Raw genomic sequence first — 16,164 nt, 5'->3', positions numbered from 1 at the left:
TTCTCCTGTCGTGTTTGTCGATTGATTTGAAACGTGTGGTCGGTCATTTGAAGCGACAAGCGTGTCATCCCGCCGAGAAAAACGGCTTGCCAAGCGACGCGGGCGCATTCAGACGAATTGTGTTCGGGTTACGCGAAATCAGCACGAGCACGACGACGGTCGCGACGTACGGCAGCATCGCCAGAAACTGTGTCGGCACCGGCACGCCGATGGCCTGAGCGTAAAACTGCAGACCCGTCACGGCGCCGAACAGCAGCGCGCCGATCAGCAGACGCCCCGGGCGCCATGTCGCGAACACCACCAGCGCGAGCGCGATCCAGCCGCGGCCCGACGTAAGCTGCTCCTGCCACAAGTGCAGGTTGACGATCGAGTAATAGCCGCCGGCGAGACCCGCCATGCCGCCGCCGAAGGCCACCGCACCGTAACGCACGCCGACCACCGGAAAGCCGACCGAGTGCGCCACTTGCGGCGATTCGCCGACCGAACGCAGCACGAGGCCTGCACGCGTGCGGTACAGGAACCACCAGATCACCGCGAACATCAGAAACGCGAGGTAATCGAGCGGCGTGAGGCTGAAGAGCGCGGGGCCGAGCACCGGGATCTTCGAGAGACCCGGAATGGTCCACGTGTCGATCGTGGCGCGCACCGCGGCCGACGTGTACGGCTTGCCGACATAGGCCGACAGGCCGATGCCGAAGATCGTCAGCGACAGGCCGGTGGCGACCTGGTTGGCGAGCATGGTCAGCGTGAGGAACGCGAACAGCAGCGACATCGCGAGACCCGCGCCGATCGCGGCGACCACGCCGAGCCACGGGTTGCCGGTAATGGCGGTGACCGCGTAGCCGGTCACGGCGCCCATCAGCATCATGCCTTCAACGCCGAGATTGAGAACGCCCGATTTCTCGGTGACGAGTTCGCCCGCGCCCGCGAACATCAGCGGGATTGCGGCGGTGACGGCGCTCGAGGTGAGCGCGCTGGCTTGTTGAATATCCATGGAGATCCGCCGGGAAAATCAGTGGGCCTGCGCGGCGGCGGAGCGCCGGCGCACGCGGTAGTTCACGAACAGGTCGGCGCCCAGCAGGCAGAACAGCAGCAGCCCCTGGAACACGCCGGAGAGCGCCTGCGGCAATTGCATCGAGGTCTGCACCGCTTCGCCGCCGAGGTACAGCAGCGCCATCAGCAAGCTCGCGAGCACGATGCCGACCGGATGCAGCCGTCCGACGAACACGACGATGATCGCGGTAAAGCCGTAGCCCGGCGACCATGTCGCCTGCAACTGACCAATCGGACCGGCGATCTCGCCCATGCCGGCGAGGCCCGCCAGACCGCCGCTGATCAGCAACGACGTCCAGATGGTTTTCTTGTCGGAGAACCCGGCGTAGCGCGCGGCAAGCGGCGCGAGACCGCCGACGTTCATCCGGTAGCCCGCGAAACTCTTGCGCATGAAAAGCCACACACACGGAATTGCAATCAAGGTGATGAACACGGATGCGTTCAGCCGCGTGCCGCGCAGCCATTTCCAGTGCCAGTCGCCGGAAAAAGTCGGGTACAGCGCGTCGCCGCTGAACATCTCCGAAAGCGGGAAGTTCATGCCCTGCGGATCGCGCCACGGGCCGCTCACCAGATAGATCAGCAGCTGCGTGGCCACATACGTGAGCATCAGGCTGACGAGAATCTCGTTGGTATTGAAGCGGCTTTTCAGGAGCGCGGGAATCGCGGCCCACACCATGCCGCCGAGCACGCCGGCGACCATCATGGTTGGCAGAATCCACCAGCCGGTGGCCTGATCGAAATAGATCGCGACACCGCTGGCGGCAATACCGCCAAGCAGCATCTGCCCTTCAGCGCCGATGTTCCAGACGTTGGCGCGATAACCGATCGCGAGGCCGAGGCCGATCAGGCACAAGGGCGAAGCCTTCAGCAGCAGTTCGGACCAGCCGTTCACGCTGGAGAGCGGTTCGATGAAAAACGCGTGCATGGCTGCGAGCGGATCACGGCCGACCAGGCTGAAGATCAGGAAGCCGATCACGAGCGTGAGCAACGCGGCGATCAGCGGCACGGCGATCTGCATCGTGCGCGAGGGCGTCGTGCGTGCTTCGAGTCGATACGGAAGAATCATGGGAGCGTGTGCTTATGTGAGTGCTTGTATCTGGTTCTGGTGCTTATGGAGCTTTAGCGTCGGTCAGCTATCCGATCGCGCATCGATCCGTTCAGGCATGCGCCGGCTGTTCCGCCGACGGCGCCGCGCCCTCGCGGTCGCCGAACAGGCCCGCCATCCAGCGGCCGATTTCCTCGGCATTGGTCGCCCCCGTGGCACGCACCGGCGAGAGTCTGCCACCGGCCAGCACCGCGATGCGATCGCAGATGTCGAACAACTCCTCCAGTTCTTCGGAGATCACCAGAATCGCCACGCCGCGGGCGGACAGGTCCAGCAACTGCTGACGAATAAACGCTGACGCGCCGACGTCGACGCCCCAGGTCGGCTGTGCGACCACCAGCACCTTGGGCGCCTGCAGAATCTCGCGGCCCATGATGTATTTCTGCAGGTTGCCGCCGGAGAGGCTTTGTGCCAACGCTTCCGAGCCGCCGCAACGCACGTCGAAGGCTTCGATGCAACGCTTGGCGAAGGCGCGCATTGCGCCCGCCTTGATCCAGCCGGAGTTCACCATCTGCTGTCGATGCGCGGTGAGCAGCGCGTTTTCCGACAAGGTCATCGCCGGCACTGCGCCTCGACCCAGACGCTCTTCCGGCACGAAACCAAAACCGAGCGCGCGCCGGCCGCCTGCGCCGAGGCGCCCCGCCGCCTTGCCGCAGATCGTGACCGCATCGGCGCGCACGCCGCGCTTTTCACCGGAGAGCGCCGACAGCAATTCGGCCTGGCCGTTGCCCGACACACCCGCAATGCCGAAGATCTCACCCGCATGCACGCCGAACGACACGTTATTGAGCGACGTGCCGAACGGATCGTCGCTTTCCACCGACAACTGCTTCACGTCTAGCAACACCGCACCCGGCGTGTGTTCACGGCGCGTGTAATCCGGCAGCGAATGGCCGACCATCAACTGCGCGAGCGACGCATGCGTTTCTTCTTTCGGCTTCACGTGACCGGTCACGCGGCCGCCGCGCATCACCGTGGCGGTGTCGCACAGCTCCTGGATTTCGTCGAGCTTGTGGCTGATGTAGAGGATGCTGCAACCTTCCGCAGCGAGCCGCCGCAACGTCTCGAAGAGCTTGCGGACCGCTTGCGGCGTGAGCACCGAAGTCGGTTCGTCCATGATCAGGAGACGCGGATTCTGCAGCAGGCAGCGCACGATCTCGACGCGCTGCCGCTCGCCCACTGTCAGGCTATGCACATGACGTTGCGGGTCGATGTCGAGGCCATAGTCGGCGGAGACTTCGCGGATGCGTTTAGAGAGAGTCTTCAGATCGAAGGGTTCGTCGAGCGCGAGCGCGATGTTTTCGCCGACCGTGAGCGTCTCGAACAGCGAAAAATGCTGGAACACCATGCCGATGCCGAGCTTGCGCGCGGCCGCTGGGCTCGCGATCTCGACCGGCTGGCCTTCCCATTGGATCTCGCCAGCGTCGGGCCGCACCGCGCCGTAGATGATTTTCATCAACGTGCTTTTGCCGGCGCCGTTTTCGCCGAGCACGGCATGGATTTCACCCGGCGCGACGATCAACGTGACGTCGTCGTTGGCGCGTACGGCCGGGTACTGTTTGGTGATGCCCTGAAGCATCAACCGGGGCGCCGCCTGTTCCGGCCTGTTTGCCGGCTGCGCGGCGGCGCCGTCGCTATAAGAAGAGTCGCTCATGTGATTCCGTAGTACGTCAGAGACTGCCGGTTGCAGCGCGTCCGCCCGCCCTGTCAGCAGACGATCCGTCACCACAACCGGATGACAATACCTAAATCGACCGGCTCAGTCGAGCCGTCAAAATTCCCCGCAAACCCCCGTCGCAGCGTGCTCTGCGGGTATCCCACTCTTGACGTGGCTTTGTGTTCATATTAAAAGCCATATACACCCACGCCCGTTCGATCAGCCAGAACATATATTTCGGAGAAGTCATGAGTCAGCAACGCGAGGCGATCGATACGTATCTATTACGCGTCTTGCACACCCTGTTGATGGAACGCAGCGTCACGCGCGCGGCCGTCAAACTGAATCAATCGCAACCCGCCATCAGCGCGGCCCTGCGCCGTTTGCGCGACATCACCGGCGACCCGCTGCTGGTGCGCGGCAAATCCGGCATGGTGCCGACCGAGTACGGCCTGCGCCTCCTCGAACCGGTGCAAAACGCGCTGCGCGAAATTGAACGCATCAAGTTCCAGCAGCACAACTTCGATCCCGCCACGTCCATTCGTTGCTACCGGATCGGCTGCCCGGACTACCTGAACGTGCTGTTCGTGCCGACGGTGGTGGAACGCTTTCGTCAGGCCGCGCCGAACGCGACGCTCGAGTTTCACTCGCTCGGGCCGGCGTTCGACTACGAACTCGCGCTCGAGGACGGCAAGCTCGACATCGTGGTCGGCAACTGGCCGGAACCGCCGGAGCAATTGCACCTGTCGAACCTGTTCGTCGATCAGATCGTCTGCCTGATGAGCAATGCGCATCCGTTCGCCAAACGCGGCGGCTTGACGCTCGACCAGTACCTGAATGCGCCGCATCTTGCGCCTACTCCTTACTCGGTGGGCCAACGCGGTGCGATCGACGTGCATCTCGCGCGCGAGCGGTTAAAGCGTCACGTGGTCGTCACGTTGCCGTACTTCAATCTGGCGCCTTACGTGCTGATCAAGTCCGATCTGATCTTCACGACCACGCGCCTGTTTGCCGACTACTACGCCAAGTTCCTGCCGCTGACCGTGGTGCCCGCACCGCTCGATTTCCCGCCGATGCAGTACTACCAGCTTTGGCACGAACGCGTGCATTACTCCGACGAAGTGCGCTGGCTGCGCAGTCTGGTTGCCGAGGCGACCAAGACCTTGATCGACAAGCCTTAATCTTTTCTCTGCGCTCTATCGGCATCTTTGCGGATGCCGATAGAGTTGCTTCTTCTACTTCGCCCTTACACCATCATCAGGCGGCCGCTTCGTACAGCGTCTTCGCCAACCGGTTGTGCTGCTCGATGACCGGTCCGAGTTCCAGCGTCGTCAACTGACCATTCTTCACCACCACCTTGCCGCCGATCACGCTATGGCTCACCTGCGACGGCGCGCAGAACACCAGTGCCGCGACCGGATCGTGCAACGCGCCCGCAAACAGCGGCTGACGCAGATCGAAGGACACGAAATCCGCTGCCATGCCCGGCGCCAGTGCGCCGATGTCGTCGCGGTTCAGCACCTTCGCGCCGCCTAGCGTCGCAATCTCCAACGCTTCACGCGCGGTCATCGCGTCCGGTCCGAAGCCGACTCGCTGCAACAGCAGCGCCTGGCGCACTTCGGCGACCATATGCGCGCCGTCGTTCGAGGCCGAACCGTCGACGCCCAGACCCACCGGCACACCGGCGAGGCGCATCCGCTTGACCGGCGCAATTCCCGACGCCAACCGCATATTCGAGCACGGGCAATGTGCAACGCCGGTACCTGTGCGAGCAAACAGCTCGATGCCCGCATCGTCGAGTTGCACACAGTGCGCATGCCATACGTCGTGGCCAACCCAGCCGAGGTCTTCCGCATACTCGGCCGGCGTCATGCCGAACTTCTCGCGGCTGTACGCGATGTCGTTGACGTTCTCCGCCAGGTGCGTGTGCAGCGACACACCGTAATGCCGCGCCATCACCGCAGATTCGCGCATCAGATCGCGACTCACCGAAAACGGCGAGCACGGCGCGACCACAACACGCAACATCGCGTAGCGTCCTTCGTCGTTGTACGTCTCGATCAGCCGCTGCGTGTCCTTCAGGATGTCCGCTTCACGCTCGACCACCGAATCCGGCGGCAACCCGCCGTCCTTCTGCCCCACGCTCATGCTGCCGCGCGCCGCATGAAAACGCATGCCGATCCGTTGCGCCGCGACGATGCTGTCGTCGAGGCGGCTGCCGTTCGGGTAGATATACAAATGGTCGCTCGAGGTCGTGCAACCGGACAGCAACAGCTCGGCCATCGCCGTCAAGGTCGAGACTTCGATCATCTCCGGTGTGAGGTTCGCCCACACCTTGTAGAGGTTGGTCAGCCAGCCGAATAGCTCGGCGTTCTGCGCGGCCGGAATCGCGCGCGTCAGGCTCTGATACATATGGTGGTGCGTGTTCACCAGCCCCGGAATCACCAGGTGGCCGCGCATGTCCAGCACTTCGTCGGCCGTTTGCGGCAATTCCGCCGTCGGCCCGACCGCGACGATGCGGTTGTCCTCGATATACATGCCGCCGTCGCGCAGTTCGCGCCGGGCGCCGTCCATCGTGACCAGCACGTCCGCGTGCTTCACCAACATCGTTTTCTTCGGCTTGATAGCCGCCTGCTCCATCGTCATTCGTTTCTCCGCGTCATTGCTTCCGTGCAAAGCCGTTCGAACGCGATGTGACGGCACGCCAACCGTGCCGCCGCGTCCCGTCGAACGCCGTTGGCCCGGTTACCCAGCGTGTTTCCGCCGTCTTCGGGGTGTGCCGCGCTTCGCTTGTGTTTGCTGCGGCGCACAGGTGTAACCTTCGACGGTCAAAATAATGCTGACAACTCACGCCGGTGCGATACCCAACCTCACGCAGCCGATATAGTGGGCCTTTTTTGGCGCCGGTACGATCCGCCGGTGGATGAAATGCATGGCAATAGTCGAACAAATCGACTCAAATTGGCTTTCAACAGGCTGTCTGTCATGCGCCAGGTATTATCTTTCCTATCTCGCGCGCGCTGACGTGAACATCCTTTTTACAATGGCTGCCACGGCGCTCGCTTCAATTCGCCGACGGGTATGTAGCCACTGACGTGGAGCCTCGATCCGCCGCAACGTATTCTGGATCGGGCCGCCGCCGAAACCTCGCATTCACATAAGGAAAATTGCGAATGGGAAAGCTCACTACCCACGTGCTCGACACCGCGAACGGCCGTCCCGGCGCGGGCATCAAGGTCGAACTCTTCGCGCTCTCCGGCGACACCCGCCGCGCGCTCAAAACCACCACCACCAATGACGACGGCCGCTGCGACCAGCCGCTGCTCGAAGGCGACGCATTGGTCCCGGGCGAATACGAACTCGTGTTCGGCGCCGGCGACTACTTTGCATCGATCGGCACGAAGGTGCCGGAGCCGCGTTTTGTCGATCGCGTCGTGTTGCGCTTCGGCGTGGCCGATGCCGGTGCGCACTATCACGTGCCGCTACTGGTGTCGCCGTGGTCGTACAGCACCTATCGGGGCAGCTGAGCTGAACTGAGCGTATCGATAGGCGTTGGAGGAAGACGAGGTTGAAGTCGCGCGGTATTTGCGAGCGCGCCCGATTGCACTGTGCGGATCTTTGGAGACACCCGCGAAGCGCAATCGAACGCGAGCGACTCGACCCGAAGTTCCAATAAAAAACGGCGCTGTGCGAACTGAGCGCACCGCGTCTCTCACCCCGCAGTCTGCGCAGCGACACCGTGCATGCCGACGACCCGTCAGCCGGGTCACCGAAGGCGTAACCAGGGCACAAGCGTCGTTGCGCGTACAACGAATCAGAAGTGGAGGAGTTTCATGGAAGGCTTTATCACCGACTGGCTGAACCTGGCATTGCGCTGGTTCCACGTCATCGTCGCCATCGCGTGGATCGGCGAATCGTTCTATTTCGTCGCGCTCGACAACAGCCTGAAACCGCCTACGGACCCGAATCAGCGCAAGCGCGGCGTGTTCGGCGAGCTGTGGCACGTGCACGGCGGCGGCTTCTACAACATGCAGAAGTACACCGTCGCACCGCCGGAAATGCCGGACGACCTGCACTGGTCCAAGTGGCCGTCGTACACCACGTGGCTGTCGGGCGCGAGCCTCTTCACGGTGCTGTATCTGCTCTCCCCGTCCACGTACCTGATCGACAAGAACGTGCTCGACATGGGCCCGGTGGTCGCGGTTGCTTCGGCACTCGGCTTCCTCGCTGCAGGCTGGATCGTGTATGACTCGCTGTGCCGCCTGCTCGGTAACAAAGACAAAGTGCTCGGCATCTGCGTCGGCATTTATGTGGTGATCGCGGCGTACCTGGCGTGCCATATCTTCGCGGGCCGTGCGGCTTACCTGATCATGGGCGCGATGCTGGCAACGATCATGTCGGCGAACGTGTTCTTCGTGATCATCCCGGGTCAGCGCAAGATGGTTGCCGCGATGCTCAAGGGCGAAACGCCGAACCCGATCTACGGCAAGCGCGGCAAGCAACGTTCGGTGCATAACACGTATTTCACGCTGCCGGTGGTGTTCGCGATGCTGTCGAATCACTACGCGATGACGTACACGAATCAGTACAACTGGATCGTGTTGCTGATGATCATGCTGGCCGGCGCGCTGATTCGCCAGTTCTTCGTGATGCGTCACCGTGGCCAGGTGCTGTGGTACTTGCCGCTGGTGGGTATCGTGCTGATGTTCGCCGCCCTCTTCTCGACGATGCCCAAGCCGGTCGTGCCGCAAGCACAAGCTGCGAATGCGCCGAGCATCAAGGTGGCCGATATCGCGCCGGTGCTGCAACAACGCTGCGTGGCATGCCACTCCGCCCATCCGACGATGATGGGCAGCGCCCCAGCTGGCGTGTTGCTGGATACGCCGGACGAGATCTCGCAGAACGCGCAGCGGATCTACCAGCAGGCCGTGACCTTGAAGGCGATGCCGCTGGGCAACGTCACGCACATGACCGACGACGAGCGGATGAAGATCGCCGCGTGGTTCGAAGGCGGTGCGGTGAAGTAAGGCGCTGGCCGGGTGTTGCACCCGGCTTTGCAAAACCTTGGCAGAACATGAAGCGGGCTTTTCGCGTGAGCGGGAAGCCCGCTTTTTTGTTGATCGTTCTCAAGAGGAACTGGCGCGCCGCGCGGGCGTCGCTCGTACCACCGTCGCGCGTATGGAAACGCTGGCCAAAAAACGATATGAGCGTGTCGGTGCTGGTGCGCCTGCTCGAAGCGGCCGGCTATGACCTCAAGTTCGTCGCCCACGGTCACGGGCGAACGCTCGAAGATATTCTGGCTGAACAACGCATGCCGGACGCGGACTCATGAGACTCGATGTACGAGATTGCGCCCCGCAGTGCGATAGTCCGCAAATGAAAAAAGCCCACAGCATGCGCGCTGTGGGCTTTTTTATAACCAACTTACTCAACGTACGACGCTAAGGCAACGACCTCAAACGGTCACCGCACTCAACGCATCTTCGGTAAGCCAGAGCGACTCGGCCAGATCCTGTTCGTTCAGGTTCAGTCCATCTCCGCCACGATCGACGACGATAAAGTCGCTCACGTCGCCCAATGCGATCAATGGATGGTGCCAGACACCCTTCGCGTAGTTCACACCCTGCCAGCCGCTCGTCACGAACGCACGAATCTGCTTCGGGTCCAACTCGCCAGCCGGCGCCACGACGACCAGATACGGCTTGTCGTTCAGCGGCACGAAGGCCTGGCTGCCCAGCGGATGACGTTCGAGCATCTTCACTTCGAACGGCAACGTGCGCGGCTGACCCCGAAACAGGTTCACCAGCGTGCGGCCGTTCTCGTCGGCCACGTCCACCTTCGCGAGATCGTGATAGCGGATCGTGGTGCCGAGGTTGATCGGAATCTGCTTCGCGCCTTCGAGTTCGATCACGTCGCCGAATGCGGCGAACGCTTCCTTCGTCAACGGTTCGATCGCCAGCGTTTTCATGATGCGAGCGTGCCCCACAGACGCAGACGCGACACGCCGCCGTCCGGAATGATGTTGAAGCGCACGTGCGTGACTGGACCCAATGCAGCGATTTCGCTTTCGAAATAGTGCTGGTTGTCCATCTTCAGCTTCTGCTCGCCCAGCAGCACCGGCCAGAACATGGCTTGTGTAATCAGCGAGCTGTCCGTACCGCCCGTCACATATGCGGCCTGGATCGAGCAACGGTCCGGATAGTTGCCCTTGAAGTGAGCCGTATCGACTTCGATCTTTTTGATCACGCCCGGTTGCGCCAGCGCGACGATCGCCCAGTCGTTGCCCGGTTCACGGCGGCGGCGCGTTTCCCAGCCGTCGCCCATGTTCACGCCACGGCCCGGCATCAGAATCGTCGATGCAGCGCCGAAGTGCTGGTTGTTCGCCGCGACCAGATACGCGCCGTTTTCCATCGCGGCCAGATCGAACTGCTCCGTGCGGCTCGCGCCTGCCCAGTCGACTTGCGGCTGGCCATACACACGCAGACGCGCAATACCGCCGTCCGGGTAGATGTTCACGCGCAGGTGTGTATAAGCGTTCGCGTCGCTGACTTCGTGATAGTGGTGGCTGTTGCCTTGCAGCGTGGTCGACGGGACGATTTCGGTCCATTGCGTCGACTGGTTCGGCACGCCGTCCACAACGCGCGCAGCCTCAACCGAAGCCGCGGGCGGGAAGTTGCCCGTGAAGTGGCTGGTGTCGAGGTCGAGACCCTTGATCACGCCCGGACGCGCGAGCTTTACGACGCACCAGTCGTAACCGTTGGCGCGCTTGCGGCGCGTTTCCCAGCCGTCCATCCACTTGCCGTTGTCGTCGTACTTGCCCGGAATGAAGACGGCCGGCTCCGGATTCAGCATGCGTTCCTTCGGTGCGAAGAAATCGTCGCTGGCCTCGAGCGCCTGCGCGCCCAGACGCGGGTCCGCCAGGTTCACATAGCGGCGCGTGAATTCCGGTGCGTTGGGGTCGAGAATCGGGAGTGCCATCTTTGTCTTCCTTAATGTTTGTTGGTACTGAAAAAACGTTTCCGTTCGAGGTCCGCGACGCGTAGTTGCAGCCTTACGCGTCGATCAGGTCGTCGAGCCGGAAACGTGCGATGCGGTAGATCTGATCGAGGCTCGCGCGCAATTCGTCGGCGCGGCTATTGTTCACGCGCGCCTCGAAGTTCGCGATGATGCCGTGGCGGTCGTAGCCGCGCACCGCGAGGATGAACGGAAAGCCGAACTTCTCGCGATAGGCGCTGTTCAACGCCAGCAGCCTGTCGAATTCTTCCTGCGTGCACTGGGCAAGGCCCGCGCCGCTCTGCTCTCGCGTGGATTCGGCCGTCAGCTCGCCGCGCACGGCAGCCTTGCCGGCGAGCTCCGGGTGGGCGTTGATCAACGCCAGTTGCTTCTCTTCGCCCGCAGTCTCGACGATGTTCGACATCTTGCTGTGCAGTTCGTCCATGCTGGCAAACGGCCGTTGCTGCGCGGCAATTTCCGCGACCCACGGCGAGTGCTCGAAAATGCCCGACAGCGCTGCGACGAACGCGTCGGTCGAGGTGCTGTTGAGTTGATCCAGAGTGTATTGCATCGCCTTCATGCCGCTGCCCCGCGGTTGTTTTGTTGGTAAGGGTGATGTTCGCGCCAGTGACGCGCGATATCGACGCGCCGCGTCACCCACACGCGATCGTGCTGTTCGATATGGTCGAGGAAACGTTGCAGCGCGCGGAAGCGCCCCGGACGGCCGAGCAGACGGCAGTGCATGCCGATCGACAGCATCTTCGGTGCTTCATCGCCTTCTTCGTAGAGCACGTCGAATGCGTCGCGCAGGTACGTGAAGAAATGGTCCGCGGTGTTGAAGCCTTGCGGGCTTGCAAAGCGCATATCGTTGGTGTCGAGCGTGTACGGCACGATCAGTTGCGGGGTCTTGGCGCCCCCCGTCACGTCTACGTCCATCCAGAACGGCAGATCGTCGCCGTAGTAATCCGAGTCGTACAGGAAGCCGCCGTATTCGGCGACGAGCCGACGCGTGTTGGGACTGTCGCGGCCGGTGTACCAGCCAAGCGGCCGCTCGCCGGTGATGCGCTCGATCGCTTCCATGCCGAGGCGCATGTGCTCCGCCTCTTTTTCCGGCGACACGTCCTGATAGTGGATCCAGCGATAGCCGTGACAAGCGATCTCGTGACCGAGCTCGACGAAAGCGCGGCCCAGATCCGGATGCCGTTCGATCGCCATGCCGACGCCGAACACCGTGAGCGGCAGGCCGCGCTTTTCGAATTCGCGCAGGATGCGCCACACGCCTGCTCGCGAGCCGTATTCGTAGATCGACTCCATGCTCATGTGACGGGACGGATACGAGGCCGCGCCGACGATCTCCGACAGAAACTGCTCCGAGCCCGGATCGCCGTGCAGCACGCAGTTTTCGCCGCCCTCTTCGTAGTTCAGGACGAATTGCACCGCGACGCGCGCTCGACCCGGCCAGTTCGCCTGCACCGGGTGGCGGCCGTAGCCGATCAGATCGCGTGGATAGTTCGAGTCGAGTGGCATGGTTTGACGAAAGCGTGGAGACGGACCGTAAAATTCGCGCGGCACTCGCGTGACATGCACGAGGGTTTGCGTGCGTTTGCCTGCTGTTGTTGCTTCGCAAGCAGGCCGGCGCGGGCGGAAACAACCCTGAAAAAGCGGCACCAGAAGCAACAATAAAATAGCCTTCGGGTACCAGCGCCGAGTGGGACCAGTGTAGCGAAAACACCCGGGTGCGCCCATACACCCGGGCAGATAGTGCGTGTCAGACTGGATGTATGTGCGAAGCCGGCCCCACCGGGCGTTCCGTGGTGTTTACCCGCAGTAAACCACCCGAATTTGCACTTTCCGTGGCGCTTGCGGCCGAACCGCGCGGTGGCTGCGGATTTGGGTCCGCATCGGTCGGACTGAAGGCTTCCAGTGCGCCGTCGTAACGCTTGGCCAGCGGCCGCGCATAGTCGCCCCGCTTGGCTGTCGAAAGCCGCAGCGCGACCAGCGCCTCGGTCCATTTGACCGCCGCGGTCACGCCCTCGATCACCGGCGCGCCCAGCGCATCTTCGATCTCCGCGCACAATTCGGCCATGCCGGCGCAACCGAGCACGATTGCGTCCGAGCCGTCCTCCTCCAGCGCGCGCCGGCACTCGTCGAGGATGATGCGGCGCGCCGCCGAGCCCGGCTTGTCGAGATCGAGCACCGCGACGTCGGTCGCGCGGACGTTGCGGCAAAAGCGCTTCATGCCGTAGCGCTCGGCGAGATGCCACGCCATGCCGCACGTGCGCGCCAGCGTGGTCACCACCGAAAACCCGGGCGCCAGCACGCTTGCGGCGTGCATCGCCGCTTCGGCGATGCCGATCACCGGACCGCGCGCCAACTCGCGTGCCGCGTATAAACCGGGGTCGCCGAAGCAGGCGATCACATACCCGTCGCAACCCTCACGTTCGCCGGCGATGACCTCGGCCAGCAAACCAGGGGTCGCCAGAGCCTCGTCGTAGTAACCTTCGATTGATGGCGGCCCCATCGTCGGATTGACCGCAAGCACTTCGGTGCCGGGTGCGGCGACATCACGCGCGCAGCGGCCCATCGCTTCGGTCATGCGTTGCGTCGTATTCGGATTGATCAGTTTGATGCGCATAGCGACTCCTGTTGCGGCACTGACTCAGCGAGCCAGCATGCGATAGAACACAGCACCCAATCCAGCTCCGATGAACCACGAGAAATTGGCCAGCCCGTCGAGCGTCGGCACCATCACGCAGATCACGGCGATGACCGCAGCCGGCAACAAGGCAGCCACCGCGCGGTAGTTGACACCGTTTTTGTACCAGTACGACCCGCTCGGCGAGACCGAGTAAAGATCGTCGAGTACGATCTTCTGACGCTTCACGAGGAAATAATCGACGATCAGGACGCCATACAGCGGCCCAATGAAGCTGCCCAGTACGTCGAGCGTATAGTGAATCACGGCCGGATTGTTAAACAGGTTCCACGGCGTGATGAAAATCGACGCCACCGCCGCGAGCATGCCGCCCGCACGCCAGCTGATCAAACGCGGCGCGACGTTCGAGAAGTCGAAGGCCGGCGACACGAAGTTAGCGACGATGTTGATGCCGATGGTCGCAATCGTGAAGGTCAATGCACCAAGAATCACCGCGGTCGGATAGTCGATACGACCCACCGTTTCGACCGGGTCCGTGATCAGTTGGCCAAACACCGGCAGCGTCGCCGCGGTTGTAACCACCGTCACCAGCGAGAAGGCGAGGAAGTTGACCGGCAAGCCCCAGAAATTACCGCGGCGCACGCTGCGAAAACTCTTGGCGTAGCGGGAGAAGTCGCCGAAATTCAGCATCGGTCCGGAGAAGTACGAGACCACCAGCGAGGTTGCCGTGATCATCACCGGCACCACTTCCATTCCATGATATTTGACACCGCCCAGGTTGATGCCGATGTTTCGCCATCCTGCGCGATACACCATGTAGCCCGCGAGAATGAACATCACCACATAGACCGCGGGACCTGCGAAGTCGATAAACTTCTTGATGGTCTCCATGCCGTGCCAGAACACCAGTGCCTGAAGAACCCACAGCAACATGAAACCGGCCCAGCCAAGTGTCGATAGGCCCATAAAACCATGGTGATGCAGGTCCGCGTACGGCAACAACTGCGGGACGAATTTCAACACCACGATTACCAGTGCGCTCGAAGCCAAATAAGTTTGGATTCCGTACCATGCCACCGCAATCAAGCCGCGAATCACCGCAGGAATATTCGCGCCAAGCACGCCGAACGTTGCGCGGCAGGCCACCGGATAAGGCACGCCGTTCGCCTGACTCGGTTTGGCAATCAGGTTGCAGAGCAGGTTGACAATCGTAATGCCGACCAGCAGCGCGATCAGCACCTGCCAGCTCGTCAGCCCAAGCGCGAACAGACTGCCCGCGAACACATAGCCGCCTACGCTGTGCACGTCCGACATCCAGAACGCGAAGATGTTGTACGCACCCCAGGTCTGATGACGCAGCGGCGCCAGATCTTCGTTGTACAGCCTTTCGCTGTAGCCTGCTGGCATCGACGGATCGCTGGGCGCGCCGCCGTCTGCGTAACTGGGAATTGCGGGATTGCCGGGCGCTGCACTGAACTGGGCCATGATTCCTCCTTGGGATAGGGACCATCGATAGCGAATCGAAGGACGTTGCATCGGCCATGCCAGCGACCCTCTTCTCCCCGATTGGAAAACGGGAGCTTCGAGCCGACTGATTAACCGTGCCGCGGATGTCTCCGTACTTGATGTACTTGTGGTTATCGCACCGCCTGTCGCCGCGAATTCCCGGCGATGCGCTACTACTCCAAGGCTGTCATCCCGTGACGGCCACGCGTGCGCAAGCCGGCAGCGCTCACGCAGAGCCGCCTTGCAACGCCTGATTCGGTTCAGTTCAATTCAGTGCGGCGCGCACCAGCAACGGGCGCACACCGGCCGCTTGCCTCAGCCTGGCGCGGACTTGGGTCTAGCTGCTTCCTTCGACGCGCCGCCAAGGGCGCCAAACACTTCATGCAGATCGGCCGCGCCACGTGCGGGGCGCTCCAGCATCTTCAACTCGACGCTTTGCAAATGGCGCGACATCAATGCCGCCGCCTCTTTGGCATCGCCGGCGTCGAGCGCGGCGAGAATCGCTTCATGATCTTCGAACGAGCAAGGGCTGCGTCCGAGCGACTCGTACAGTGCTGAAATCAGCGTGGAGCGCGCCACCAATCCGTTCAGGCAATCGCACAGCACGGCGTTGCCGGTGAGCCCGGCCAACTCGGTATGGAACTCGCCCGACAGGCGAATCCACGCCGGAAAATCACGTGTTTCGAACGCTTTGCGTTCACGGCCGATCATGCTGCCGATGCTCTTCAAACGGCGCAGGCCATGACCGCCGCAAATCTTTTCAACCACGGCCAGTTCGATGATCCGGCGCATTTCGAACACTTCATGCACTTCCTGCAGCGACGGGCTGGCAACAAACGCACCTCGATTCGGTTCGAGGTCAACGAGGTGGTCGGTGGCCAGTTGCGCGAGCGCCTGCCGGATCGGGCCGCGCTTCACGCCGAATACTTCGCATAACTGTGCTTCTGTCAGCTTGGCGCCAGGCGCGAGCCGATGCTCGAGGATCGCAGCGCGGATGCGCTCGGCGATCGTTTCGGCTTTCGGACCATTCGCGGCGGCGGAATCTGTGTCGGACATGATGTGCGTCTCGGTATGGTTGTCATCATAGGATGGACATAAAGATTGTCAACAATTTTTGTCTTGAATTTCGACAATCCAGACGCCCGGGCCATAGCGTGGCTTGGCGGACAGCCCGCACAGGCCTTACTCAGCTTC

General features: G+C 62.2%; 14 protein-coding genes and 1 pseudogene. 4 read left to right on the top strand and 11 right to left on the bottom strand.

The window, feature by feature from the left end; genetic code table 11:
• Positions 1-64: 64 nt before the first annotated feature.
• The 3 genes from M0D68_RS08465 to M0D68_RS08455 all read right to left on the bottom strand — a co-directional run bounded on the left by M0D68_RS08465 (position 65) and on the right by M0D68_RS08455 (position 3,812).
• A complete protein-coding gene (locus M0D68_RS08465) occupies positions 65-994 on the bottom strand; it encodes an ABC transporter permease (RefSeq protein WP_200566083.1) in 930 nt (309 codons plus the stop codon).
• A gap of 18 nt (positions 995-1,012) precedes the next feature.
• Complete coding sequence (locus tag M0D68_RS08460; protein WP_200621823.1) at positions 1,013-2,119, bottom strand: ABC transporter permease; 1,107 nt, start codon at positions 2,117-2,119, stop codon at positions 1,013-1,015.
• Positions 2,120-2,210: 91 nt separating this feature from the next.
• Positions 2,211-3,812 carry an ABC transporter ATP-binding protein gene (locus tag M0D68_RS08455; protein ID WP_266211067.1) on the bottom strand — a complete coding sequence of 534 codons (1,602 nt, stop codon included), beginning with the start codon at positions 3,810-3,812 and terminating at the stop codon, positions 2,211-2,213.
• Positions 3,813-4,063: 251 nt separating this feature from the next.
• On the opposite strand from M0D68_RS08455, the gene M0D68_RS08450 reads away from it, so the two are divergent.
• On the top strand, positions 4,064-4,996 hold the full coding sequence (locus M0D68_RS08450) for a LysR substrate-binding domain-containing protein (RefSeq protein WP_012433318.1): 933 nt from the start codon (positions 4,064-4,066) through the stop codon (positions 4,994-4,996).
• A 76-nt stretch (positions 4,997-5,072) separates the two neighbouring features.
• Here M0D68_RS08450 and M0D68_RS08445 read toward each other — a convergent pair whose 3' ends face one another.
• A complete protein-coding gene (locus M0D68_RS08445) occupies positions 5,073-6,461 on the bottom strand; it encodes an 8-oxoguanine deaminase (protein ID WP_093639808.1) in 1,389 nt (462 codons plus the stop codon).
• A 527-nt stretch (positions 6,462-6,988) separates the two neighbouring features.
• Between M0D68_RS08445 and uraH the strand changes: the two genes are divergently transcribed.
• The 3 genes and pseudogenes from uraH to M0D68_RS08430 all read left to right on the top strand — a co-directional run bounded on the left by uraH (position 6,989) and on the right by M0D68_RS08430 (position 9,147).
• Positions 6,989-7,342 (top strand): hydroxyisourate hydrolase, encoded by a 354-nt coding sequence (gene uraH / locus M0D68_RS08440; protein WP_074283346.1) that lies wholly within the window; start codon positions 6,989-6,991, stop codon positions 7,340-7,342.
• Between the two features lie 306 nt (positions 7,343-7,648).
• Positions 7,649-8,842, top strand: coding sequence for a urate hydroxylase PuuD (locus M0D68_RS08435; protein WP_211705401.1), 1,194 nt, complete (start codon positions 7,649-7,651; stop codon positions 8,840-8,842).
• Positions 8,843-8,879: 37 nt separating this feature from the next.
• Positions 8,880-9,147, top strand: a pseudogene (locus M0D68_RS08430) (helix-turn-helix transcriptional regulator).
• A gap of 123 nt (positions 9,148-9,270) precedes the next feature.
• Here the strand turns inward: M0D68_RS08430 and M0D68_RS08425 are convergent.
• From M0D68_RS08425 to M0D68_RS08395, 7 genes are all read right to left on the bottom strand, one after another.
• Entirely contained in the window at positions 9,271-9,783 is a 513-nt protein-coding gene (locus M0D68_RS08425) for an ureidoglycolate lyase (RefSeq protein WP_211701297.1), read from the bottom strand.
• Complete coding sequence (gene alc, locus M0D68_RS08420) at positions 9,780-10,793, bottom strand: allantoicase (protein WP_093639817.1); 1,014 nt, start codon at positions 10,791-10,793, stop codon at positions 9,780-9,782. The genes M0D68_RS08425 and alc overlap by 4 nt, the downstream gene beginning before the upstream one ends.
• Positions 10,794-10,866: 73 nt before the next feature.
• Positions 10,867-11,388 carry a 2-oxo-4-hydroxy-4-carboxy-5-ureidoimidazoline decarboxylase gene (gene uraD, locus M0D68_RS08415; protein ID WP_266224178.1) on the bottom strand — a complete coding sequence of 174 codons (522 nt, stop codon included), beginning with the start codon at positions 11,386-11,388 and terminating at the stop codon, positions 10,867-10,869.
• On the bottom strand, positions 11,385-12,335 hold the full coding sequence (gene puuE, locus M0D68_RS08410; RefSeq protein ID WP_093639823.1) for an allantoinase PuuE: 951 nt from the start codon (positions 12,333-12,335) through the stop codon (positions 11,385-11,387). Before puuE ends, uraD begins: the two co-directional genes overlap by 4 nt.
• Before the next feature lie 241 nt (positions 12,336-12,576).
• Entirely contained in the window at positions 12,577-13,443 is an 867-nt protein-coding gene (locus tag M0D68_RS08405; protein WP_200621819.1) for an aspartate/glutamate racemase family protein, read from the bottom strand.
• 24 nt (positions 13,444-13,467) lie between these two features.
• Complete coding sequence (locus tag M0D68_RS08400; RefSeq protein WP_266224177.1) at positions 13,468-14,949, bottom strand: NCS1 family nucleobase:cation symporter-1; 1,482 nt, start codon at positions 14,947-14,949, stop codon at positions 13,468-13,470.
• Between the two features lie 336 nt (positions 14,950-15,285).
• The gene (locus M0D68_RS08395; protein ID WP_054035315.1) at positions 15,286-16,026 is read right to left on the bottom strand and encodes a GntR family transcriptional regulator; all 741 of its coding nucleotides are present in this window, start codon (positions 16,024-16,026) and stop codon (positions 15,286-15,288) included.
• Positions 16,027-16,164: the final 138 nt, after the last annotated feature.

This window comes from Paraburkholderia sp. SEWSISQ10-3 4, from assembly GCF_030464785.1.
In the GTDB taxonomy this organism is placed as follows: Bacteria; Pseudomonadota; Gammaproteobacteria; order Burkholderiales; family Burkholderiaceae; genus Paraburkholderia; species Paraburkholderia aspalathi.
The sequence above is the reverse complement of the archived record's forward strand: the minus strand, read 5'-3'. Positions and strand labels throughout refer to the sequence as shown.

What these genes read in the sequence shown, in the direction of transcription:
- M0D68_RS08395 (WP_054035315.1), bottom strand. Translation starts at nt 16,026, where the DNA reads ATGTCCGACACAGATTCCGCCGCCGCGAATGGTCCGAAAGCCGAAACG.
- M0D68_RS08455 (WP_266211067.1), bottom strand. Translation starts at nt 3,812, where the DNA reads ATGAGCGACTCTTCTTATAGCGACGGCGCCGCCGCGCAGCCGGCAAAC.
- alc (WP_093639817.1), bottom strand. Translation starts at nt 10,793, where the DNA reads ATGGCACTCCCGATTCTCGACCCCAACGCACCGGAATTCACGCGCCGC.
- M0D68_RS08445 (WP_093639808.1), bottom strand. Translation starts at nt 6,461, where the DNA reads ATGACGATGGAGCAGGCGGCTATCAAGCCGAAGAAAACGATGTTGGTG.
- uraH (WP_074283346.1), top strand. Translation starts at nt 6,989, where the DNA reads ATGGGAAAGCTCACTACCCACGTGCTCGACACCGCGAACGGCCGTCCC.
- M0D68_RS08460 (WP_200621823.1), bottom strand. Translation starts at nt 2,119, where the DNA reads ATGATTCTTCCGTATCGACTCGAAGCACGCACGACGCCCTCGCGCACG.
- uraD (WP_266224178.1), bottom strand. Translation starts at nt 11,388, where the DNA reads ATGAAGGCGATGCAATACACTCTGGATCAACTCAACAGCACCTCGACC.
- M0D68_RS08405 (WP_200621819.1), bottom strand. Translation starts at nt 13,443, where the DNA reads ATGCGCATCAAACTGATCAATCCGAATACGACGCAACGCATGACCGAA.
- M0D68_RS08435 (WP_211705401.1), top strand. Translation starts at nt 7,649, where the DNA reads ATGGAAGGCTTTATCACCGACTGGCTGAACCTGGCATTGCGCTGGTTC.
- M0D68_RS08400 (WP_266224177.1), bottom strand. Translation starts at nt 14,949, where the DNA reads ATGGCCCAGTTCAGTGCAGCGCCCGGCAATCCCGCAATTCCCAGTTAC.
- M0D68_RS08450 (WP_012433318.1), top strand. Translation starts at nt 4,064, where the DNA reads ATGAGTCAGCAACGCGAGGCGATCGATACGTATCTATTACGCGTCTTG.
- puuE (WP_093639823.1), bottom strand. Translation starts at nt 12,335, where the DNA reads ATGCCACTCGACTCGAACTATCCACGCGATCTGATCGGCTACGGCCGC.
- M0D68_RS08465 (WP_200566083.1), bottom strand. Translation starts at nt 994, where the DNA reads ATGGATATTCAACAAGCCAGCGCGCTCACCTCGAGCGCCGTCACCGCC.
- M0D68_RS08425 (WP_211701297.1), bottom strand. Translation starts at nt 9,783, where the DNA reads ATGAAAACGCTGGCGATCGAACCGTTGACGAAGGAAGCGTTCGCCGCA.